Below are 21594 nucleotides of genomic sequence, written 5' to 3'. Positions count from 1 at the left end.
GCAGAACCTGCGCCGGACAGAACGAAAACGGGCGCTTCCCTGAGGAAGCGCCCGTTTGAGCACGATTAGGATTTACGGTTTGTAGATCACCTGTGGCGAGGGAGCTTGCTCCCGCGGGTCGGTCCGCGCTCGGGCGAAGCGACCCTAAAATCAGCCACCGCGAGTATCCAGATGGAGGGCGATTGCCGGATTACGACCGCTTCGCGGCCGAGCGGGAGCAAGCTCCCTCGCCACAGGTTTTGTGCTCGGCGAATTGTTCCTTAACTGACTGGTATTAGGGCAAGCCCCCCTGACAACAGAGGGCTATGTGCCAGCCGCCTACTGGACGATATCGATCAGCACACTCTTGAAACGCAAATTGGCTTCGAACGCTTCGCGCCCCAGGTCCTTACCGATGCCGGAGCGCTTGTAGCCACCGGTCGGCAGAATGTAGTCGTTACTGCGTCCGTAACGATTGACCCACACGGTCCCCGCCTCGAGGCGCCGAACCAGACGCAAGGCGCGGTTGATGTCGGCCGTATGCACACCCGCCGCCAGACCGTAAGTCGCATGTGCCGCCAGGCTCAGCGCCTGTTCTTCATCATCGAACGCCTGCACCGTCAGCACCGGGCCGAAGATTTCTTCGCAGATCGCCGGGTTCTGGTGGTCCAGGCCGGTCAGCAAGGTCGGCTGGTAATAGGCGCCACCGAGACCCTCGAACAGCCCGCCACCGGTCAGCACTTCGGCACCGGCCTGACGCGAGCGCTGGACGATGCCATCGATGCGGCTGGCCTGCAGCCGGGAAATGATCGGCGATAGCGTGCTGTCGGACGACCAGGTCGGGCCGGGGCGCAGCGCCTCGAAATACGCCTGCAAGTGGGCGATAAACGGTTCCATGATCGAGCGCTGGATCAACAGCCGAGACCCGGACACGCACACCTGCCCGGCATTACCGGTAATGGCCATGGCCACCGTGCGAGCGGTTTTGGCGATATCCGGTACATCGGCGAAGACCAGCTGCGGGCTCTTGCCGCCGAGTTCCAGGGTGACCGGTTTCGGACCGACCAGCGCGCAGGTGGCCATGATGCTCGAGCCGGTCGCGGTGGAACCGGTAAAGGTCACCTTGCCCACCCGCGGATGACGGCACAAGGCATCGCCCGTAACGCGGCCATCGCCCTGAATCACGTTGAAAATCCCCGCCGGCATCCCCGCCTGCAACGCCAACTCGGCAAAGCGCAGACTGGAAAACGGCGTCAGCTCTGAAGGCTTGAGCACCACGGCATTGCCTGCGGCCAGCGCCGGCGCGACTTTCCAGGAGGCCATGCTCAACGGGAAATTCCACGGCGCGATGGCGGCAATCACGCCGTAGGGTTCGGCGATCTGCATGCCCAGTCGATCGGTCTGGGTGGCAGCCACATGACCGCCATGCTTGTCCGCCAGTTCGGCAAAGAAACGAATGCCCTCGGCGACATAGGGAATATCCCAGGCGATCACATCTTTATGGGGACGGGTCGAACCCACCGCTTCCAGCGGCGCCAGGACAGCGGCGTCAGCTTCGATCAGATCGGCCCAACGGCGCATGACCCGCGCCCGCTCCCGAGGTGGGCGGCTGGCCCAATTGCTGCGATTGAACGCCTGCCAGGCATCGTTGACCGCTTCATCCACCAGGGCGGCATCGGCAATCGGCAACTGGGCATAGACCTGGCCATCCGACGGCCGCACCACCTCAAGCCCCGGTTGAGCATCGCGGTATTGGCCGGCGATGAAATGAGCGCTGCGCACAGCGATAAGGCGAGGATCGAAGCTATCCATGGAGCACTCCAAGAAAGGGACGGCGAGTCGTGAACTCAGGCCTCCATCGTAGAAAAAAAGCCCAAGCATTTGCTGCCGACCTTGCCGGGCAATTAAGTAGTAAGTGTGGTCTTGCGGCTTCGGGCGTGCGGAATCTGCCGAATGTTCCAACCCCTCTTGTCAGGCCTTCACGCAGATGGGATACAGGCACCATCGCGCCGCACAGCCGGTTGATTGCGCACACTGTCCAACGGAGACTCGCCATGTCCGCCCCGCACCCTTTTGCTTATGTCTTTCGCCCGATGACGCCCGCCGACCTGCCCTCGGCCCATGCCTTGTCCGTGCAATTGAAGTGGCCCCATCGCCTGGACGACTGGGCCATGGTGTTGCGCATCAGCGACGGCGTTGTGGCACTCGATGGCGAGCGTCTGATCGGCACGGCGTTCACCTGCCCCCAAGGCAACTTCGCCACCATCGGTCTGGTGATCGTCAGCGACGACTATCAAGGCAAGGGCATCGGCCGCAAGTTGATGGAGCAGGCACTTGATGCGTGCCAGTCACGCACCCCGGTACTCAACGCGACCCTGGCCGGTGCGCCGCTTTACGCGAGTCAGGGCTTTGTCGAGTTCGGGCGGATTCAGCAACACCAGGGCCCGGCGCAAGCCGTTGCACCTGTGCCGCTGACCGACGGTGGAACCTGTCGCCCGCTGCGTGACGCCGATAAGGCCCGCGTGCTGGAACTGGCCAACGCGGGCACCGGGTTGGACCGGCAAGCGGTGCTCAACGATCTGTTCGATGTGGTCGAGCATTCAGTTGTCATCGAGCGCGATGGCCTGGTGCGCGCCTTCGCCCTGCTGCGTCCGTATGGCCGTGGTCGCGGCATTGGCCCGGTGGTTGCCGAGAACATCGAACAGGCCAAACACCTGATCGCCGTGTTGCTGGCCCACGTACCGGAGGCCTTTGTGCGCATCGACATTCCGGCGGACAGTGGCTTGAGCGATTGGCTCGCAACGGTCGGCCTCAAGCAGGTCGACACCGTGGCGCAAATGGCAAGGGGCACACCGCCGCAAGCGGTCAATGGCGTCCGACAGTTCGCACTCGTCACCCAGGCCATTGGCTGACAGCCGCGCGCAAAGCCGCCGCTACCCAACATCCTCCACACCCCATTTGCATGGAGCGTCACCCGCATGTCTCAACCTACCGTTCTGCTGTTGGCTCGCGCCGACGGCAGCCGTGTCGCCACGTCTTTCAACTCGATGTCCTTGAGCGCTGCCGACCCCTTCAGGGAACACCGTCAGGTCGCCTACACCGGGCCCGATGGCATCTGCGCCGGGCTCGTGAACGCAAGCGAATCACTCGATATCGATGACTTCCCGCACACCGAAGTGATCGTGATTCACGCCGGCCACGTCGTGCTGCAATCCCAAGGCCAGACGCTGGAACTGGGGATCGGCGCCAGCGCGGTGATCGGTCGTGGGACCACGCTGCGAATCGAGGCGCAAGCCGATACGTGCTGGGCATTCTGTGCCGTGATCAGCCCCAGCGCTGAACCGACACCTGGGCTGGCAGCGCTGGACCCGCTAGCGATGCTCTCCCCTTCGGCCGCGCCGGAACCGCAAATACTGATCGGGCCCACCCCGCAGTGCCGCTCACGCAATGCCTTCGAAGACAGCGCCACCGACCTGCGCGTCGGCGTCTGGGATTCGACCCCCTACGAACGCCATGGTCGACCGCATAAACTCAACGAGCTGATGCACCTGATCGAAGGCAGCGTCACCCTGCGAGCAGCCGATGGTACGAGCCTGACGGTCAACACCGGCGACACCGTGTTCGTACCGCAAGGCGCACCGTGCGCCTGGCAAAGCACCCGGTATGTCCGCAAGTTTTACGCCGTAAAATAAGCACCGCGGCGCAACGCTGGCAGCTGCGCCAGCATCAACCCACCGACCGACCGGTCGCGAGCCAACGCCGACCGGCCGACGGGCAATCGCCTCGCTACAACGCGGTACTACGGCGCCTCCGGCTGATCGTAGTTATCCAGCGCCCGCTCGGCAGCGTCGTGGAGTTTTTTAGGAGTCGGTGCAGGCGTAAGGGGCAGTGCTTGGGGTTTCTACGAGATCAGAAGTGATCTTGTGCATGATGAAGCTCCTTGAAGTCAGTGGGAGCCTTGATTGGTCCAGGCCGCGACGCCCAATCGCTGAATTGGCAGCGACACCCGGAGGTTATCCATACACCTTCCCACCCGACAACCTTGAAAAGCTGTCGGCAAATTCTCTTGAGCGCCTGATGTTTGTAGTCGACTCCCAGGACTGAACACCTACACGTTGGCGCCGAGTTCCTCTTTCTTCTTTTCAGACCATTGATGACCGCAGTCTTTGCAGCGATAGTCATATTCGTTAATGGTAAGCATGGCGCTAACCACGCGGGTATTCGTGCCTCTGGAGTGTTTCTCCCGAACCTTCACATGCCCCCTGAAACGCTCTAGTTCAGTGACGTCGTCAACGACAAAATTCAGCGACTTGCAGCGCGAACAGCGCTTACGGATAAACGTATTCCAGATGAATATCGCAAGGACGGCGACGATAGCCGCGACAACAAAAAATACGATTCGAGCCGTGCTGTCTTGTTCTTGACGAACGGTCACCTGCCGTTGAGCTTCTAACCGGGCAGCCACTTGAGCTTTGTCTCGCTCGACCTGGGCTTGGCGCTCATTGAGCAACTGCTGCTGTTGCTGTGCTTGCTGAGCCGCCAGCTTGATGTTGGCCTGCTGAATCCAGTATTTGAACCGGGGAATGCCTGCAATGATTTTGCGCATTTCTCCGGTTCGTATCCGATAAGTTGAATCATCTTCTGGATTGGCTTTTAGTTTGTGCTGGGCGTTCCAGGCAGCAGCTTCGTCGCGTTCTGCACTGATCTGTTTATTGAGTTGAAATTCCAAGTAAGCAAAATCATTGTCCGTCCACTGCGTGACAGGTTTGCCAAATAGTTTGCTTTGAGGATCACTCCAAGCGTACTCATTTAGATAGGATTGAGAGGTATAGAGTACTTTTGCATCAAACAGAATCGGGATGGGATTATCGGCTGCAAGCTTTGGCTCAGACGCCACAGCTTCACGGTGCGAAGCGTCTGCTGGCGCAGAGGTGGAGACCGGCGAGGCTACCGGATTTTCGACCGGTGTCGCTGCCTGAGCCTGCACTGCTGGCTTGCCATTGATATTGCGCAACATCTCCAATTGTTGTTGGTAGGCGCTGACGAGGCACGCTACTTGTGCGCCACAGCTATCACGTGGGCCGGTAAGCCAGTCGAGCTGAAATTTTTTTATATTCGGATTGCGCGACAACGCCTGTCGATACTCTAGCGACAGACTGTCATCCAGAGACGAGAGCTGTCCATTGCCACAGATTGCAAACTCGACAGCATTGCTGGCCTTGTTGCAGTCAAAGCTGGCCGACTCAGCGGTGGTCAAAAAAGAAGAAGCAATGACCGCCGTTAGCGCCAACGTCGCTTTAGGTAAAACAGTAAACATTATTCAACGTCCATTTAATGAGTCAGGCATTGATATCTTCAACCGCCAGAAAAGGTTTGGGCTTGAATCCGAAGGGCCTGAGAACAATGTTGGCTGGAAATAGCGTGACCACGGTGTTGTAGGCACGCACACTGGTATTGAAGTCTTCGCGCCGGCTGGCGATATCTGTTTCGACCTCCGCCAGCTCAGACAGTAATTGGTTATACAGACTGTCAGCCTTTAGCTCTGGGAACGCCATGCGCAAGTAGGCAAGCCGATCAACCGTGGGTTGCCCCCTTGAGGACTCTCCACGCCCAAAATCAAGACTGACTTTTTCTGTAATGCCTTTTTCGTGCAACCCATAAGAGTCAATGATCGCGACCATTCGGGTGATCAGGTACTCTTTTTTCTTACGAAGTACTTCGATATTCGAACGGTTTTCCGGAATGATGTTACTCAATCGGATGACTCGGTTGTAGAGTGAAACCAGATAAAATGCCCCCATCACCAACACGATGACTAAGCCGATCAAATAATTACCAATGCCCATACTGACTCCTTGGTTGGCACACCACAAACCCCCGGTACGACCTCCACACGAGGCAACCCCGAAGGCGCCAGGGCAGAATAAAGGCAACTTGCCATCAGGCAAGCATCCTAACGAGTTCAGATCAGGCAAACCAGATGTTGCCGTGCTTTTTGGAGGGGTTGCCGTTGAAAAAGGTCGCTCTGAATGAGGCTCTATACTGTTCAGCATGACCAGCGCAACCTTTCGCTTCTACGAGGAGCTCAACGATTTCCTGCCGGCCGAACGGCGGCGGCAGTCCTTTACCTGCGAGTGCGCGCGTGGGGCGACGGTCAAGCACATGATCGAGGCGCTCGGGATACCGCACACCGAGGTCGAGCTGGTGTTGCTAAACGGCGAGTCGGTGGGTTTCGAGCGGGTGATCTTCGACGGTGACCGGTTGGCGGTGTATCCCAAGTTCGAAGCGCTGGACATCAGCCCGCTGCTAAAGGTACGTGCGCAACCTTTACGGGTGCTGCGCTTCGTCGCCGATGCGCACCTTGGCGGGCTGGCCAACCTGCTGCGCATGAGCGGTTTCGACACCCTCTACGACAATCGCTTCGAAGATGGCGAGATCGCCGCGATCGCTGCGCAGCAAGGACGCATCGTGCTAACCCGCGACCGCGAACTGCTCAAGCGGCGGATCATCAGCCACGGCTGTTACGTGCATGCCCTGAAACCGTCGCTGCAGCTGCGCGAAGTGTACGAGCGCCTCGACCTGGCGCGTAGCGCGCGCCCCTTCAGCCTGTGCCTGCATTGCAACCTGCCGCTGCACGAGATCAGCCCGGAACTCGCCCGGCCGCAGGTACCGCCACGCGTTGGCGCGCTCTATTCACACTTTCTGCGCTGCGACGCCTGCCAACGGATTTACTGGGAGGGTTCGCACTGGCGTGGCATGTGTGCACTGCTGGCACCTCTGCTGGACCGATATCCGAACGCATCGGGCAGATAACGGCCAAAAGCGCTCAAGTGCACACCACAAGGGTCTGGCCCGATATTTAAGCTGATATCATTCGAAAACGTATAAACCGAGTAGAAAAGATGAATCGTCGTAAAAAAATAAATCAGTTATTAAAGGCTAACGCCAAAAAGGCCAGTGCCAAATTGGCACCGAAAAGCAAGTCTAAATACATTTGCAAAGCTGACCGATTGAAGCTGGCGGCTGAATCCAGTCAAGATGCAATCACTTCTTCCGAGAGCTGATCCGTGTAGCTAAGCACCACCTGAATTTACAAATCAGCAGGCGGTGCTGTCGGCGGATTTATCTCGCGGCTATGCACTAGCGACGATAGTAGCGGTGATCGTCATCGTAGCGGTGCTCATGATGGCGCTCCCAATCACGACGGCGTTCGGCTTCCCGGCGCTCTTGTTCTCTACGCCACTCGTTTCTACGCCATTCATCTCGGCGCCAATCTTCTCTACGATCGTGCCAACGGCCGTCATGCCAGTATCGGTCGTCATGGGCAAGCAACGGCCCTGGCTGCTTGCCGGCCATACTGGCCAAGCTCGGCCAAGGGTTGCCGGCAGCCTGGACCGGAGCCTGAACGGCTGCGACTTCAGTTGCGAAAACAGGGTTTGAGGTCTTCATCTGTGTGGCTGATGCCGAGCCCACTGCCGCAAACGCGAACAGGCCGAGGAGCACCATCCGTGGGACATAAAATTTCATGGGCAAAGACAACCTCTGATTGACAATTGGACATGTCGCCATTTGGCTGCGGAAAACCTTCGGGTCGCGCTTACCGAGCTTTATGTGCGTATCCACATAGACCGGTAAATAGGGAAAAGTTCTAGGAAGCCGCTGCATAAATAGCTGACGAGCCCCTCAAACAATAGAGGGGTGCGACACACTTCCCGAGCCGAAGGCTTGCCGGGGTAGGCGCAGAAATGAGCTTGAACGTGCCTGCTATGGCGAGATAAATCCGCCGACAGCACTGGCTGCTAACTCGCCGGAAAAGCTGAATCCACAGCCAAAAGCGGCCATTGCGCGACGTCTCTCCCGACAATGCAAGAGCCTCGAACTTCTATCAGAAGCAGGGGTTTGCTTTCCTGGATGAATGGGAACCGTTAGAAAGTCATCCGCGCACCAGGTAGGCCCCTAACGGAACCCGATATCGCAGTTTCTCGCAGCTGCCGGGTGCGGGCTGATGCCCCGGCGGGCGATCAGGAAACCAGATTCGGCATTTACCCGGAGGCGGCAAATGGCCGCGGGGAATCTCGACCTCGTCGTACTCGTACTCGGGCTCTGGCTCTGGCTCTGGCTCGACGGAAGTCATTTGCATTTGTCCTTCGGGCCGAGGTCTGCCAGCCATCGGTGAATCCGATACCCCATCTGCCTTTGCGTAAGCGAAGTTACCAGCGTCGCGCCCAGCATCCAGAGTGGATTGTTCAGCAACGGCCATTTCTGCTTCGCGGCGCCTTTGGGTCTCCTCTTCCAGCCCCTTCTGTACAGCGACCTGGTCCTCTTTGGCGTTGGGTGAGGTATTCGAAGCCTGGGCCTGCTGCGCCGCCTGGATCAATTGGAAGTTGCGGTTGCGTAACGCGACGTTGCCACCAACCCGCATGTTCGAGCGCACCGCCAACGTTTCAGCCTGCTGGTACTGCCCCTGCTGAAGACGCAATACGCCGAGGTAATGCAGGGTCGCGGGATTGTTCGGCTGGATATGCAGGGCACGCTCCAGCGTGGCAGCGGCTTGATCCAACTGGCCATCTCCATACTGCTGCGAGGCCGTTTCGATCAGGGTGGTTGATGCGCTGTTACTTTGCGAGGGCGCTCTTCGCTCGGCAGCAACCGAACAAAGCGACGCGACGGCGCAGAACACCAGGATGAGACCCGGCAGAAAACTCTTGGTTGGCATCAGGGGGCGGACTCGACTGATCTCGGACGGCACTGCCGTAAAACAACTCCCAACTGACCTGGCGAGTACTCTGAAGTTCCCGCAGCATCAGCCTTGGAACAAGGGATTTGGCCCTCTTCAACCTGGCAATCTTCAGTGAGTCCCTGCCCGCACCGACCGTCTGACCTCAGCCTGTATGGCATAAGCCGGCGCCTCCACAGCATTGAAATCTTGTGTATAGCGCTGGGCAAATCCTTCTACGCCCCATTCCTGATACTGCTGCACATGCTTCAGTTCGTGAGCCCAGAGCGCGACGTCCTGCTCTGCGGTTTGAGCGTCCCGGAAGAGGATGATGTCGATCAGCGTCACGGCACCGACATCGGGGTTTTGCAGCATGGCAGTGGCGGCGCTGAGTTGACCGTTGTCGCTAACTTTATAGCGCGCGGCATCGAGGACGCTGGGGTCGTACCAGCGCAGCAACTGCTCCCGGATGTGCGGCGGAATGGGCTGGATGTCGGCGTTGGCTGCTTCAGCACGGGCTTGGGTCAGCCACAGCGCCAGGGCAGGTGCCGCGATCTGGTAGATGCCATCAGGCATCTGCCCCAGATCCGGCAGGCAGATGCAGCCGTCCAGGCAGACTTGTTTCTCGCCAGCTGGGCAGGCGTTGGTCTGCGCCGGCACTTCAAGAGTCAGGCAAAGAACCAACAGCGCCACCAGGCGCGTGGTGATGGGCGGCATTGGACGCTCCAGGGACGGACACAGCGCGAACAGTGGATCGCAACTGATCGACGACCCGCATAACTTTAGCGTATCCCTATCGGTCTCTTTTCGATGACTGCTTCGGGTCCAGTTCGAATAACGTCCAATCACAGACTCCCCGGTTTTTCATTTCACACTGCGCGCTGCATCCCAGATGTCTCGCGCCCCCAGGCTGGCATGCCATGCTTCGAATTGGGACCGCCATTGTTCAAAGGGGCCCGCCAAAGCATAGACCGGTTGAATCCACAACCCAAAGTTGACTTTCGGGTACGAGCATCAAAGTCGAAGTGCTACCGAAAACCATGCTTTGAATGAGTCGCCCCTCTACACCGCTTCCACTTCATCGACCGGCAACGAAGCAAACATTTCAGCGCGGCACACCTCAAGGATCTCATCCGCCAGCGCGGAATCATCCGGGCAGGCACGCGACAAAATAATCGCACCGACAGCACGAGACAGCAGGTCGATCATTTTCTTTCTCCCCTCACCCGGCGCGGCATCCGGCCTGGTCGGATATTTGTCCCCCAGTGTTTGCAGGGTGTGCTCGATCCCTTCGGCAAATGTCGCTTTCAAATCATCCGATTGACGCGCCGCGTCGCCACACAACGCGGCCATGGTGCAACCGCTGCCACGTCTGTCCCGATGCTCCCTCGTCACATAGACGTCAATGAAGCCCGGAACATCGAGCGATTCAGCACCTGCCAGCGATTTAGAAAGGCTGCTGGCCGAGGCTTCGGCCATCAGGTCGGCCTTCGAACCGAAATGCTTGTAGAAACCTCCATGGGTGAAACCGGCAGCCGCCATGAGATCCGACACACCGACGCCGTCGAAGCCGCGCTCACGGAACAGCTCAGAGGCCGTTTCAACGATGTGCTCCCGATTGGCCTGCGCCTGGGCCTTGGTCACTCTCACGTGCAATACCTCATGTCCACTGGGAAATCATGCGCCCAATGATACATAGATGTTGGTCATAATCAAAATCATTGACAGTTTAGATTTCGATCATCATCCTAATTGCACGCACAACCGATCTCCATCAACGGGCACGGAAGAAATACCAAATGACCGACCAGAATCTGTTCACTCCTTACACGCTTGGCGCCCTCACGCTGTCGAACCGTGTCGTCCTTGCGCCACTGACACGCAACCGCGCAGGCGAAGGCTTTGTGCCAAGCGAGTTCGCGGCCACCTATTACAGCCAACGCGCAAGCGCAGGCTTGCTGATCAGCGAAGCTACGCAGATTTCCCAACAGGGTCAGGGCTATCAGGACACCCCGGGGATCTACACGCAGGCGCAGATAGATGGCTGGCGCAAAGTGACCAATGCCGTCCACGCCAAGGGCGGAAAAATCTTCCTGCAACTGTGGCATGTCGGCCGTGTGTCGCACGTTGATCTGCAAGAAAACCGCGCCGCACCCGTGGCCCCTTCTGCGCTGCGAGCCGCCACAAAAGTATTCGTCAACAACCGCTTTGAAGACGTCTCCGAGCCGCGCGAACTGGACATCAGCGAACTACCGGGGATCGTCTCCGATTTCCGTCAGGCCGCGGCAAACGCTGTCGCCGCCGGGTTCGATGGCGTGGAGATTCACGGCGCAAACGGCTATTTGCTGGATCAGTTCCTCAAGGACAGCGCCAACTTGCGCACCGATGTTTACGGCGGTTCGATTGAAAATCGTGCGCGTCTGTTGCTCGAAGTGACGGCAGCCGTCGTCAGTGAAATCGGCGCGGATCGCACCGGTGTGCGCCTGTCGCCGGTGTCGCCGGCCAATGGCGTTTCCAGCAGCGATCCGCAGGCGCAATTCGATTACGTCGTCGATCAACTCGACGCCCTCGGCGTCGTTTACCTGCACATGGTCGAAGGCGCGACCGGTGGCCCGCGTGACGTGGCGCCATTCGATTTCGGCGCCCTGCGCCAGCGTTTCAAAAACACCTACATCGCCAACAACGGCTATGACCTGGACCTGGCGACATCGCGGCTCGCCGAAGACCAGGCTGATCTGATCGCGTTCGGTCGCCCGTTCATTGGCAACCCGGATCTGGTGGAACGCCTCAAGAGTGGCGCGCCGTTGTCCGCTTTCAATCCCTCCACCCTCTATGGCGGCGGAGCAGCAGGCTACATCGACTACCCGACGCTGGCTGAATCGAGCGCCACCGCAAGCTGAGCAATCAGTGACCGCGCTTTCTGTTTTCACACACCCTGAAAGAGAGATGACCCCATGAGCACTCGCCCTACTGTTCTCATCACTGGCGCTTCCACCGGCATTGGCGCCGCCTACGCCGAACGCTTCGCCCAACGCGGTCACGACTTGGTAATGGTCGCCCGAGACCAGGCACGTCTGGATGCACTTGCAGCCCGGTTGCGCAGCGAACACGACGTCTCCATCGACGTGATTTCGGCGGATCTGACCCAACTCAGCGATCTGACAACCGTTGAGTCCCGCCTGCGCGACGACGCCCGTATCGGCATCCTCGTCAATAACGCCGGCGCCGCTCTGTCCGGCAACTTCATCGACCAAAGCACCGACAGCGTTGCGCAACTGGTCGCCCTCAACACCACGGCGCTGGTGCGGCTCGCCAGTGCCATCGCCCCACGCCTGGCCAAAGCAGGCGACGGTGCGATCATCAACATCGGTTCGGTGGTGGGTCTTGCGCCGGAGTTCGGCATGTCGGTCTACGGTGCGACCAAGGCGTTTGTGCTATTTCTTTCCCAAGGCCTGAGCCTGGAACTTTCGCCTCAGGGCGTGTACGTGCAGGCCGTGCTGCCAGCCGCCACTCGCACGGAGATCTGGGATCGCTCCGGCATCGACATCAACACCTTGAACGAAATCATGGAAGTGAGCGATCTGGTGGATGCCGCACTGGTCGGTTTCGATCGTCGCGAACCGGTGACGATCCCGCCGCTGCAAGAAGCTGAACGCTGGGATGACCTGCAAATCGCCCGTCAGGGCCTGCTGGAGCAGATCCGCCAGTCTGCGGTTGCCCAGCGCTACCAAACTCAACAGTGATCTTTTGGTAGCGAGCATTCGCGCCGGATTCGATGCAGGCGCGCCAGACGCTGCATCGAATCCGGCCCGCTGTTCGGAGTAGAAATGAATCCAACGAAGACAAATACCCCCTCGGGTTCGCAGACGTCGTTCATCAACGCGGCGAACCAGTCGATCACGGTCAACGGCATTCCCTTTGCCTATCGCGACACCGGCCCCACAACCGGTGTGCCACTCGTACTGTTCAACCATTGGGGCGCGGTGCTGGACAACTTCGACCCCGCGATAATCGATGGCCTGGCACAAACACGGCGCGTCATTGCCACCGACTATCGCGGCATCGGCGGCTCTGGTGGAACCGCGCCACTGACGGTCGGCGAAATGGCTGACGATGCCATCCAGCTGATACGTGCATTGGGTTTCGAGACAGTCGACGTGCTCGGTTTTTCACTCGGCGGCTTCGTCGCTCAGGATATCGCCCTGAAGGCGCCCGAATTGGTACGCCGATTGATTCTCACCGGAACCGGGCCGGCCGGCGGCACCGGCATCGACAAGGTCGGTTCGGTGACGTGGCCATTGATGATCAAGGGCTTGCTGACCTTGCGAGATCCCAAGTTTTACCTGTTCTTTACTTCGACGCCCAATGGCCGTCGAACCGCATCGCAGTATTTGCAGCGCTTGAAAGAGCGCAAAAAAAATCGTGACAAAGGCCCGACGCCCAGCGCTTTCCTACGGCAGTTGAAAGCCATCACCGCGTGGGGCAAACAGGCGCCCCAAAACCTCGGGCGCTTGTGGATGCCGACGCTGATCGTCAACGGCGACAACGACATCATGGTGCCCAGCGTTAACTCGATTCAGCTTGCCAACCGCATTCCCAACGCACAACTGGTTATTTATGAAGATGCCGGGCACGGTGGCATTTTCCAGCACTACGCTGACTTTGTGACCAAGGTACTGGCGTTCCTTGATGCCTGATAACGCGGCGCAGCAACGCCGCAAACACTCCGCCCACCCTCATTCCAACCGACAAGAGCCGCACAACGATGAAGGCATTTTTAATTGATCGCTATGGCAAGAACACCGGGCGCATTGGCGAAGCGCCCGCCCCCGCGGTGGGCGCCCACGACGTCTTGATTGAAGTACACGCCAGTAGCGTCAACCAGCTGGATTCGAAGATCCGCAAAGGCGAATTCAAACTGATCCTGCCCTATTCATTTCCACTGGTACTGGGCAATGACCTGGCGGGCGTCGTGGTTGAGGTTGGCTCGCACGTGAAACGCTTCAAACCAGGAGATGAAGTCTACGCTCGCCCGCCCGAAGCGCGGATCGGGACGTTCGCTCAATTGATCGCCGTTAACGAAAACGCGATCGCCCTGAAACCTGCCAATACCAACATGGCACAAGCCGCGTCCATCCCCTTGGTCGCGCTGACCGCCTGGCAAGTACTGGTCGAAACCGCCCAACTGAAAAAGGGCCAGAAAGTGCTGATCCACGCCGGCTCCGGCGGTGTCGGCACCCTCGCCATCCAACTTGCCAAACACCTCGGCGCCTTTGTCGCGACCACCACCAGCACCGCGAATGTCGAATGGGTGAAGGCGCTGGGGGCCGACCTGGTGATCGACTACACACAGCAGAACTTCGAAAGTGTCTTGCACGACTACGACGTGGTGTTGAACAGCCTCGGCGCGGACGTACTGGAGAAGTCACTCAAGGCCCTCAAGCCCGGTGGCCAACTCATTTCCATCTCAGGGCCGCCCACTGCGCAGTTCGCACAGGAGCAAGGGTTGTCCTGGCCATTGAAGCAAGTCATGCGCCTGCTGAGCCTCGGTATTCGGCGTAAGGCACGCAAGCAGGACGTCAGCTACGCGTTCGTGTTCATGCGCGCAAATGGCGCCCAACTGCAACAAATCACCACGCTCATTGAGGCCGGAATCATCAAACCTGTGGTTGACCGCTCCTTCCCCTTTGAATCTACGGCAGAGGCATTGAAGTACGTCGAGCAGGGACGAGCCAAGGGCAAGGTCGTTGTTACGATCAAATGACTCCGCCGCCTATCGATGAGTCGACCGCAGAGGCAAAGACGCTCAAACCCTCCGCGTGGAGCAATACTCCACTATGAGCTGAGTGATCGCAGCCGCAATCGCCTGATCCGCTTCAGGCGAGGTGAACAACCGAAATTGTACATCCGGCAAATCCGGTAACCCTTGTTCACCCCCGAGAACCGCCAGTCCTTGCCCCAACTGACTGAGTGGCATGGGCGCGACCGCGAAGCCTGCAAGCGCCGCCGCTCGCAACCCGGCAGCGCTGCTGCATAACATCGCCGTGCGTTGGGCGATCCCCGCCTGGGCCAGCCGTGTCAGCGCTGTCTCTCGATAAGGGCACGGCTCGGGGAACAGGGCCAACGGCAATGGCGTCGGTAACCGGGTGACGGGTTGCGCCGACCAAGCCCACACCAGCGGTTCTCGCCACAGCAGTAGCCCCGCTTCGCTGGTTTCGCATAGAGAACCGATGACCAGTTCCAGATGGCCTTGCTTCATCAGGTTCAGCAACGCGCCAGGAATGCCCACCTGCACGTCGATCTCCATCCCCGGGTACTGCGCCGCGAAATCCTGAAAAGCGCGCAATAGCCGCGACTCGACAAAATCCTCGGACACCCCGATCCGCAGCCGTCCGTGAAACGGCGTGCGCGTCAGTTCTGCCCAGGCATCACGGTTCAGCACAAGGATCGTGCGCGCATAAGAGACCAGGCGTTCGCCATCGGGAGTCAATTGCTGGGAACGGGTGGTACGCGTCAACAGCAGTTTACCAATCTGCTCTTCCAATCGCCGCACGTGACCACTGACCGCAGACTGAGTGAGGTGCAGCTTCTGGGCTGCACGGCTGAAGCCTTGTTCATCGACGACAGTGACAAATGTCTTCAGCAGCAGTGTATCGAACATAGTTTTATTAGTGATCAATGGCGTATTTATTTACGATTTATATTTCAAATACAACTATGTTGCAATGCGCCCTCTGCCCTACCCATCACCACTCGAGGCGCACCATGACGACTCTTCTGCACATTGAATGTTCTCCGCGCAAGCAGCGCTCGGCCTCCCTTGAAGTCGCCCGCAGCTTCATTGCGCGTTACCAAGAGCACGCCCCAGATACCGAAATCATCACGCTCGACCTTTGGAACATGGCGTTACCGGAATTCGATGATCTGGCCATGGAGGCCAAATACGCCGGGCTCAATGGCACGCCCTTGAACCCGGCACAACAAGACGCCTGGAACACGCTGAAAGAGTTGGCAGATCACCTGCACCGCTCGGATGTGCTGGTGATGTCCGTACCGCTGTGGAACTTCAGCATCCCATACAAACTCAAGCACTTCATCGACCTGGTGTCGCAGAAAGACATCCTGTTCAGCGTTGATGCGGAGCGCGGCCTGGAAGGCATGCTGTTCAACAAAACCGCTGTGGTGATGTACGCCCGCGGCCTGGATTTTTCGGTGCAGTCGAGCACACCGGCAACGCGCTTCGACTTTCAGAAGCCCTATGTTGAAGCCTGGCTGAAATTTGTCGGCGTGACCGATGTGCATTCGGTGATCGTGGAGAAAACCATTCTGGGCGAAGACGTTGATCGCAGCGCACGTGAGGCCGCGACTCAGCAGGCCAGGAGATTGGCAGACAGTATTTGTCGCTGACGTTTCGGGGGGGCGCTGGCTGGTGGATGGCATCAGGAAAATGAGCAGTTGCTACCGTGCGGTGATACCCAACTGGCGATAGCATTTTTCCATCTTGGCGCTCTCGTCCTTGAACACAATCGGTCTAAAAAAGCCCGGTCAGCGCTTTAGACTATTTGCTATCCTGAAACTGTAGGTGAAGACGCAGACTGATGCGCAAGAGGATAGCAAGGAAACGTGGGGCGCGTTCCGAAGGGTACACGGTTAGAAAGATCTCCGCGCTGAGATCCAGCCCTTATGCCGTGTGAAGCAGAAGAGCCTATTTTTGTTCCCGGGCGATTCTGTGAGAGGCCTGATAAACCTTGTAAGCCGGGGACCAGCGCCGGCCACCTACTCGATTTTCAAAGCCCGCCTTGTGCGGGCTTTTTCGTATCTGCTGGCGCAAGACGGCTCCCCTCCTCAACCGTGCTCGTGTCCAACCCCCCCTCATTGCTCGGCTGCGCGCACACCTCCCGAAGGCACCCGCGCAACCAGCGATGCGCCAGGTCGGCATCCAGCCGTGGATGCCAGAGCATTGAGACGGTGAACGTCGGCAGGCTGAATGGAAGCGCAAAGCTGTGCATGCCAACGCGCAGGTTTTCGGTGTGCCGTTGCGGAACACTGGCGATCAGGTCGCTGGCCCGGGCGAGCGCCAGCGCGGTCGAAAAGCCGGCGACGATGGTCACCACTTCCCGCGCAAGCTCCAGCGACTTCAGGGCGTCATCGATAGGTCCTCTGTCGAGCCCCCGCCGGGAAACGTAAATGTGTCTGCCCGCCGCGTAACGGGCGGGCGTGATCTCGCACTGACTCAGCGGATGCCCCTTTCGCACAACACCAATGAAACGGTCCCTGAACAGTGCCTGCGTACGCACCTCGGGGCCTTCACTCTTCCCCACCACACCCGTTTCCAGATCGACGCTCCCGTCGCGAAGTGGCGTGCTGTCTTTATCAGGCTTCTGCACGAACCGCAGCCGCACGCCGGGGGCTTGCTCGCCGACGCGTGCAATCAGCTGCGCGCCGAAACTCTCGACAAAACCTTCACTGGTGCGCAGCGTGAACGTACGGACCAGCTGTTTGAGGTCGAGTGTTTCAGCCGGGCGCAGAACCGCCTCGGCATCCTGCACCAGCTGACTGACCTGCTCGCGCAGTTCGAGTGCTCTCGGGGTGGGCACAAGACCGCGTCCGGCCCTGACCAACAGCGGATCGCCGGTCGTTTCACGCAGTCGCGCCAGTGCCCGGCTCATCGCCGAGGGGCTCAGCCGCAAGCGCTTCGCGGCGCGTGCCACGCTGCCTTCAGCGAGCAACACATCAAGGGTGACCAGCAAGTTGAGATCGGGTGTCGACATGGATCGCCCCTGGATTGGCGTGAGGGTGATAAGGCGTCAAACGCACGAATAAAGTGCAAACGGTGCGTCTTCCGCCATGTTATGCGTCGGCGTAGATTTCTGACAGCTCCGTATCGGACGTCGCCAAACACAGGGAACATGATGAAGCCAATCAGTGCAGCACGAGATGAGGCCGTCGCCGGCAGTACACCGCGAGTACCCTCGGTTCGCTGGGCACTCGCCAGCCTTTCGTTATCCATGTTGCTGTCCTCGCTCGGCACCAGCATCGCCAATGTCGGCTTGCCGACGTTGGCGCAGGCGTTCAACGCCTTCTTCCAGGAGGTCCAGTGGATCGTCCTCGCTTACCTCCTCGCCATCACCACCCTGATCGTCAGCGTCGGACGCCTCGGTGACATCACCGGTCGTCGACGGCTGCTACTGGCCGGTATTTTCTTGTTCACGCTGGCCTCGACCCTGTGCAGCGTCGCGCCCACGCTCTGGCTGCTGATTGCCGCCCGGGCGCTGCAAGGCCTCGGCGCGGCCATCATGATGGCTCTGACCATAGCCTTTGTCGGCGAGACGGTTTCGAAGGAAAAAACCGGTAGCGCGATGGGCTTGCTCGGGACGATGTCCGCGATTGGCACCGCGCTGGGGCCGTCGCTCGGCGGCGTGCTGATCGCCGGCCTCGGCTGGCAGGCGATCTTTCTGATTAGCGTACCGTTGGGAATCCTGACGTTTCTGCTCGCGCATCGTTACCTGCCCGCCGATCGCCAAGCGCCGAAACCCGAGCGCGCCGGCTTCGACCCGTTGGGTACGTTGCTGCTGGCGCTGACGCTCGCGGCTTATGCACTGGCCATGACGATGGGGCGCGGCAGTTTCGGCCCACTCAATATGGCCCTGCTGGTGGCGGCTGCCTTCGGCGTCGGCCTCTTTGTGCTTGCCGAAGCGCGAGCGGCCTCACCGTTGATTCGATTGGCGATGTTCCGCGATCCGGTGCTGAGCGGGAGTCTCGCCATGAGCGCGCTGGTCTCGACGGTGATGATGGCGACGCTGGTAGTCGGGCCGTTTTATCTCTCGCATGCCCTCGGGCTTGACGCCGCGTTTGTCGGGCTGGCCTTGTCGGTCGGGCCGATTTTCGCGGCGCTGACCGGGGTGCCCGCAGGTCGCCTGACAGACCGTTTTGGCGCACAACGCATGACCGTCTTCGGGCTCAGCGCAGTGGCAAGCGGATGCCTCATGCTTTCGCTGATACCGGAGACGCTCGGTATCCGCGGCTACATCGCCCCGATGGTCCTCATCACCATTGGCTACGCGCTGTTCCAGACGGCCAACAACACCGCAGTCATGAGCGATATTCGCCCGGACCAGCGCGGCGTTATCTCCGGCATGCTCAACCTGTCGCGAAACCTGGGGCTGATTACCGGTGCATCCGCGTTGGGTGCGGTGTTCGTGCTCGCATCGGCAACAAACGACATCACCACGGCGCATCCCGAGGCCGTTGCCAGCGGTATGCGGATCACGTTCGCCGTCGCCCTGGCGCTGATCGCCGCTGCGCTCGTCATCGCGCAGGGAAGCCGCGCGCTGGCAACGCGCTCTACACTGCCTGGAGACGTCTCATGACGCGGAAAACAAAATCGGCTTCAGCCTAAAAAGGCATTGCGCTGGGTGGGGCTAATTCGCGCATCATGAGCGCAGTCAGCTCAAGGAGAGTTTCATGCGCGTCCTGTCATCCGTTATGCGTCTTGCCACGTTGTCGCTGGGGCTGGTGTTCGCCGCCACTGCCGTGGCAACCGAAGAGTCGCAGCTGGTCGAGTCGATCAACACCTACCGCAGCCAGGTGCAGCGCTGCGCCAGCCTGGTGTCTCAGGAGCTGCCGCCGCTGGCGGCCGATCCGCGCCTGATCCTGCCCGGCAGCAATATTGGCGACTTGCAGCAGGCGCTGGCGCGTACGGCTTATCCGATGGTCAGCGTACAGGCGATCACCTTGTCCGGCCCGCGAGATGCGCCATCGGCCATGAAGGCCGTACGGGAGAGCTTTTGCCAGGTCGTGCTGGACCCGCAATTCGTCGATATCGGTGTGAGCCATGAAGGAACTACGTGGCGCATCGTGCTCGCGCGCCCATTGTTGGCCGGCCGCCTGGGCGAATGGCAGGCCGAGGGACAGAAGCTGCTCGAGATGATCAACAGCGCCCGCAAGCAAACGCGCCAGTGCGGCGCTCAATCCTTTGCCGCCACCCAACCGCTGGCCTGGAACGCCACGCTGGCGACGGCCGCCCAAGCGCACACCCAGTCCATGGCCAATCACAACTTCTTCGACCACAAGGACCGCGATGGCCGCACGCCCGGTGATCGGGCTGAACTGGCAGGCTACGCCGGCCAGCAGATCGGCGAGAACATCGCCGCCGGGCAAGACACCGTGCGCAAGGTGATCGACGGCTGGCTGGCCAGCCCCGGTCACTGCGCCAACCTGATGAACCCGCAGTTCCGCGAGTTGGGTGCGGCGTATGCGGTTGATCCGAAGAGTGATGCGGGGATTTACTGGACGGCGATGTTCGGTACGCCGTAAGGGCCTTTGGCTATCCTGCGATGGACCTATACTGTGTGGATTACCACACTCGATGCGACGCGCATTCGTGTTCGATGGGCTGCGTGACGTGTCGAGCGGTCCGTTCACGCAGGCGCAGGCCTGCCTTCGTATGAAGGAGAACATCATGTCGCGTAAATACATCGATTGCCGTGAATTCCCAAGCGGAATCAAGTGTTCTGTCGCACTGTCCGCCGATTCCGAAAAAGAATTACTGGAGGCCGCCGCGCAGCATGCGGTCAGTGTTCACAAGCACGTCGATTCGCCAGAGCTGCGCGCACAACTGAAGACCATGTTTCACGATGGCACACCGCCGCTAGAAGCCCGGCGCGCTTGAGGCAAAAGACCTGGTGGGGGATTCAGAATCGTCTGCGGGGCTCATATTGATGAGCCCCGCAGTTCTAACGCCTCTATCGAAGCCAGTCGCCCGCCTCGCTCAACCCACTCAACTACCGGTTTTGACCTTGCTCCACACGCGGGTGCGCACGCGCTCCATCTTCAGCGGCAACGGCTCAAGCGGGAACAAAGTAGCCATGGTTTCCTTGGAGGGGTACACCCCGGGATTGTCGCGAACTTTCTGCTCGACCAGTGTGGTGGCGTCCTTGTTGGCATTAGGGTAGCCCAAGTAGTTGGAGGTTTCTGCAATGACATCAGGGCGCAGCATGTAGTTGATGAAGCTCAGGCCCTGTTGCGGGTGTGGCGCGTCGTTGAGCAGCACCATGTTTTCCACCCACACCGGCGCGCCCTCACGCGGGATGCTGTAAACCAGATTGCGCACGTTACCGGCCTTCGCCGATGCCAACTGGGCGTCGTACACGCCTCCCGACCAGCCGAGTACGACGCAGACATTGCCGTTGGCCAGGTCGGAAATGAATTTGGAGGAGTCGAAGTAACGGATATACGGACGGACCTTCAGCAACAGTGCTTCAGCCTTGCGGTAGTCCTCGGGGTTCTGGCTGTTGTAGGGCAGCCCGAGGTAGTGCAGCGCAATCGGAATGATTTCGTTGGGCGCATCCAGCATCGCCACACCACATTGACTCAACTTGGCGACGTTTTCTTCCTTGAAGATCAGGTCCCAGGAATTGACGGGGGCATCCGTTCCCAATAGCGACTTGACCTTGTCCACGTCATACCCCACGCCTGTGGTGCCCCACAAATAAGGCGCTGCGTAGCGGTTGCCGGGATCATTGTGTTGCACCTTGGCAAGGATCTCCGGGTCCAGGTGCGGCAGGTTCGGCAACTGGCTGCGGTCCAGTTCCTTGAGCACACCCGACTTGATCAGGTTGGGCAGCAGATCGCTGCTGGCGACCACAACGTCATAGCCACTGCGCCCGGCCATGAGTTTGCTCTGCATCACATCGCTGTTATCGAACACGTCATAAACCGTTGCGACGCCGGTTTCCTGCTGGAAATGCTTGGTCGCATCCGGCGCAATATAGTCATACCAGTTATAGATCGAGACGTTCGGTTCAGCGGCTTCAGCGCAGGTCATACCCAGGCTGAGCAAAGAGGCTACAACCAGTTGCAAGCTACACAGAGGTTTCATGGGGAGACTCCAAAGCGAT

Annotated in this window: 22 protein-coding genes and 1 pseudogene; 13 read left to right on the top strand and 10 right to left on the bottom strand. The window is 59.5% G+C overall.

Features of this window, described 5'->3' with window-relative positions; all coding sequences use genetic code 11:
• Positions 1-318: 318 nt before the first annotated feature.
• A complete protein-coding gene (locus HK44_RS00785) occupies positions 319-1791 on the bottom strand; it encodes an aldehyde dehydrogenase family protein (protein WP_019689731.1) in 1473 nt (490 codons plus the stop codon).
• 242 nt (positions 1792-2033) lie between these two features.
• Between HK44_RS00785 and HK44_RS00780 the strand changes: the two genes are divergently transcribed.
• Together HK44_RS00780 and HK44_RS00775 are read left to right on the top strand one after the other, a co-directional pair.
• Positions 2034-2891: a GNAT family N-acetyltransferase gene (locus tag HK44_RS00780; RefSeq protein WP_019689730.1), complete on the top strand. Its 858-nt coding sequence runs from the start codon at positions 2034-2036 to the stop codon at positions 2889-2891.
• Between the two features lie 66 nt (positions 2892-2957).
• The gene (locus tag HK44_RS00775) at positions 2958-3671 is read left to right on the top strand and encodes a cupin domain-containing protein (protein WP_019689729.1); all 714 of its coding nucleotides are present in this window, start codon (positions 2958-2960) and stop codon (positions 3669-3671) included.
• A gap of 416 nt (positions 3672-4087) precedes the next feature.
• Here HK44_RS00775 and HK44_RS00770 read toward each other — a convergent pair whose 3' ends face one another.
• Together HK44_RS00770 and HK44_RS00765 are read right to left on the bottom strand one after the other, a co-directional pair.
• Positions 4088-5296: a lysozyme inhibitor LprI family protein gene (locus HK44_RS00770; RefSeq protein ID WP_019689728.1), complete on the bottom strand. Its 1209-nt coding sequence runs from the start codon at positions 5294-5296 to the stop codon at positions 4088-4090.
• Positions 5297-5318: 22 nt separating this feature from the next.
• Positions 5319-5825, bottom strand: a complete 507-nt coding sequence (locus HK44_RS00765) for a LemA family protein (RefSeq protein WP_019689727.1) — start codon at positions 5823-5825, stop codon at positions 5319-5321.
• Between the two features lie 205 nt (positions 5826-6030).
• Between HK44_RS00765 and HK44_RS00760 the strand changes: the two genes are divergently transcribed.
• Positions 6031-6792, top strand: coding sequence for a Mut7-C RNAse domain-containing protein (locus HK44_RS00760; protein WP_019689726.1), 762 nt, complete (start codon positions 6031-6033; stop codon positions 6790-6792).
• A gap of 89 nt (positions 6793-6881) precedes the next feature.
• On the top strand, positions 6882-7043 hold the full coding sequence (locus HK44_RS00755) for a DUF2986 domain-containing protein (RefSeq protein ID WP_019689725.1): 162 nt from the start codon (positions 6882-6884) through the stop codon (positions 7041-7043).
• Between the two features lie 76 nt (positions 7044-7119).
• Here the strand turns inward: HK44_RS00755 and HK44_RS00750 are convergent, their stop codons facing one another.
• Entirely contained in the window at positions 7120-7506 is a 387-nt protein-coding gene (locus HK44_RS00750; protein ID WP_080690559.1) for a hypothetical protein, read from the bottom strand.
• 308 nt (positions 7507-7814) lie between these two features.
• On the opposite strand from HK44_RS00750, the pseudogene HK44_RS29475 reads away from it, so the two are divergent.
• Positions 7815-7931, top strand: a pseudogene (locus HK44_RS29475) (GNAT family N-acetyltransferase); the annotation flags it as partial.
• Here the strand turns inward: HK44_RS29475 and HK44_RS00745 are convergent.
• The 3 genes from HK44_RS00745 to HK44_RS00735 form a co-directional block, all read right to left on the bottom strand.
• On the bottom strand, positions 7913-8695 hold the full coding sequence (locus tag HK44_RS00745) for a tetratricopeptide repeat protein (RefSeq protein WP_019689723.1): 783 nt from the start codon (positions 8693-8695) through the stop codon (positions 7913-7915). The pseudogene HK44_RS29475 and the gene HK44_RS00745 sit on opposite strands and share 19 nt — an antisense overlap.
• A 132-nt stretch (positions 8696-8827) precedes the next feature.
• Positions 8828-9412, bottom strand: coding sequence for an eCIS core domain-containing protein (locus HK44_RS00740; RefSeq protein WP_019689722.1), 585 nt, complete (start codon positions 9410-9412; stop codon positions 8828-8830).
• Positions 9413-9757: 345 nt separating this feature from the next.
• Entirely contained in the window at positions 9758-10345 is a 588-nt protein-coding gene (locus tag HK44_RS00735; protein WP_019689721.1) for a TetR/AcrR family transcriptional regulator, read from the bottom strand.
• 149 nt (positions 10346-10494) lie between these two features.
• Between HK44_RS00735 and HK44_RS00730 the strand changes: the two genes are divergently transcribed.
• The 4 genes from HK44_RS00730 to HK44_RS00715 all read left to right on the top strand — a co-directional run bounded on the left by HK44_RS00730 (position 10495) and on the right by HK44_RS00715 (position 14459).
• The gene (locus HK44_RS00730) at positions 10495-11595 is read left to right on the top strand and encodes an alkene reductase (RefSeq protein WP_019689720.1); all 1101 of its coding nucleotides are present in this window, start codon (positions 10495-10497) and stop codon (positions 11593-11595) included.
• 54 nt (positions 11596-11649) lie between these two features.
• Positions 11650-12438, top strand: a complete 789-nt coding sequence (locus tag HK44_RS00725) for an SDR family NAD(P)-dependent oxidoreductase (protein WP_019689719.1) — start codon at positions 11650-11652, stop codon at positions 12436-12438.
• Between the two features lie 84 nt (positions 12439-12522).
• On the top strand, positions 12523-13392 hold the full coding sequence (locus tag HK44_RS00720) for an alpha/beta fold hydrolase (RefSeq protein ID WP_019689718.1): 870 nt from the start codon (positions 12523-12525) through the stop codon (positions 13390-13392).
• 68 nt (positions 13393-13460) lie between these two features.
• Positions 13461-14459, top strand: a complete 999-nt coding sequence (locus HK44_RS00715; protein WP_019689717.1) for an NADP-dependent oxidoreductase — start codon at positions 13461-13463, stop codon at positions 14457-14459.
• A 42-nt stretch (positions 14460-14501) separates the two neighbouring features.
• Here the strand turns inward: HK44_RS00715 and HK44_RS00710 are convergent, their stop codons facing one another.
• A complete protein-coding gene (locus HK44_RS00710; protein WP_024264662.1) occupies positions 14502-15356 on the bottom strand; it encodes a LysR substrate-binding domain-containing protein in 855 nt (284 codons plus the stop codon).
• Between the two features lie 104 nt (positions 15357-15460).
• Here HK44_RS00710 and HK44_RS00705 point away from each other — a divergent pair, with 104 nt between their 5' ends.
• Positions 15461-16102: an FMN-dependent NADH-azoreductase gene (locus HK44_RS00705; RefSeq protein WP_019689716.1), complete on the top strand. Its 642-nt coding sequence runs from the start codon at positions 15461-15463 to the stop codon at positions 16100-16102.
• A gap of 380 nt (positions 16103-16482) precedes the next feature.
• Here the strand turns inward: HK44_RS00705 and HK44_RS00700 are convergent, their stop codons facing one another.
• The gene (locus HK44_RS00700; protein ID WP_019689715.1) at positions 16483-17466 is read right to left on the bottom strand and encodes a LysR family transcriptional regulator; all 984 of its coding nucleotides are present in this window, start codon (positions 17464-17466) and stop codon (positions 16483-16485) included.
• A 141-nt stretch (positions 17467-17607) separates the two neighbouring features.
• Here HK44_RS00700 and HK44_RS00695 point away from each other — a divergent pair, with 141 nt between their 5' ends.
• From HK44_RS00695 to HK44_RS00685, 3 genes are all read left to right on the top strand, one after another.
• Complete coding sequence (locus HK44_RS00695) at positions 17608-19065, top strand: MFS transporter (RefSeq protein ID WP_019689714.1); 1458 nt, start codon at positions 17608-17610, stop codon at positions 19063-19065.
• Positions 19066-19159: 94 nt separating this feature from the next.
• Positions 19160-20011, top strand: a complete 852-nt coding sequence (locus HK44_RS00690; RefSeq protein WP_019689713.1) for a CAP domain-containing protein — start codon at positions 19160-19162, stop codon at positions 20009-20011.
• A 145-nt stretch (positions 20012-20156) separates the two neighbouring features.
• Positions 20157-20366 carry a DUF1059 domain-containing protein gene (locus tag HK44_RS00685; RefSeq protein WP_024264661.1) on the top strand — a complete coding sequence of 70 codons (210 nt, stop codon included), beginning with the start codon at positions 20157-20159 and terminating at the stop codon, positions 20364-20366.
• A gap of 108 nt (positions 20367-20474) precedes the next feature.
• Here HK44_RS00685 and HK44_RS00680 read toward each other — a convergent pair whose 3' ends face one another.
• Positions 20475-21575, bottom strand: a complete 1101-nt coding sequence (locus HK44_RS00680; protein ID WP_019689711.1) for a polyamine ABC transporter substrate-binding protein — start codon at positions 21573-21575, stop codon at positions 20475-20477.
• Positions 21576-21594 lie beyond the last annotated feature (19 nt).

This window comes from Pseudomonas fluorescens HK44, assembly GCF_000217955.3.
GTDB lineage: Bacteria > Pseudomonadota > Gammaproteobacteria > Pseudomonadales > Pseudomonadaceae > Aquipseudomonas > Aquipseudomonas fluorescens_AQ.
This window is presented reverse-complemented; position numbering and strand designations above follow the sequence as displayed.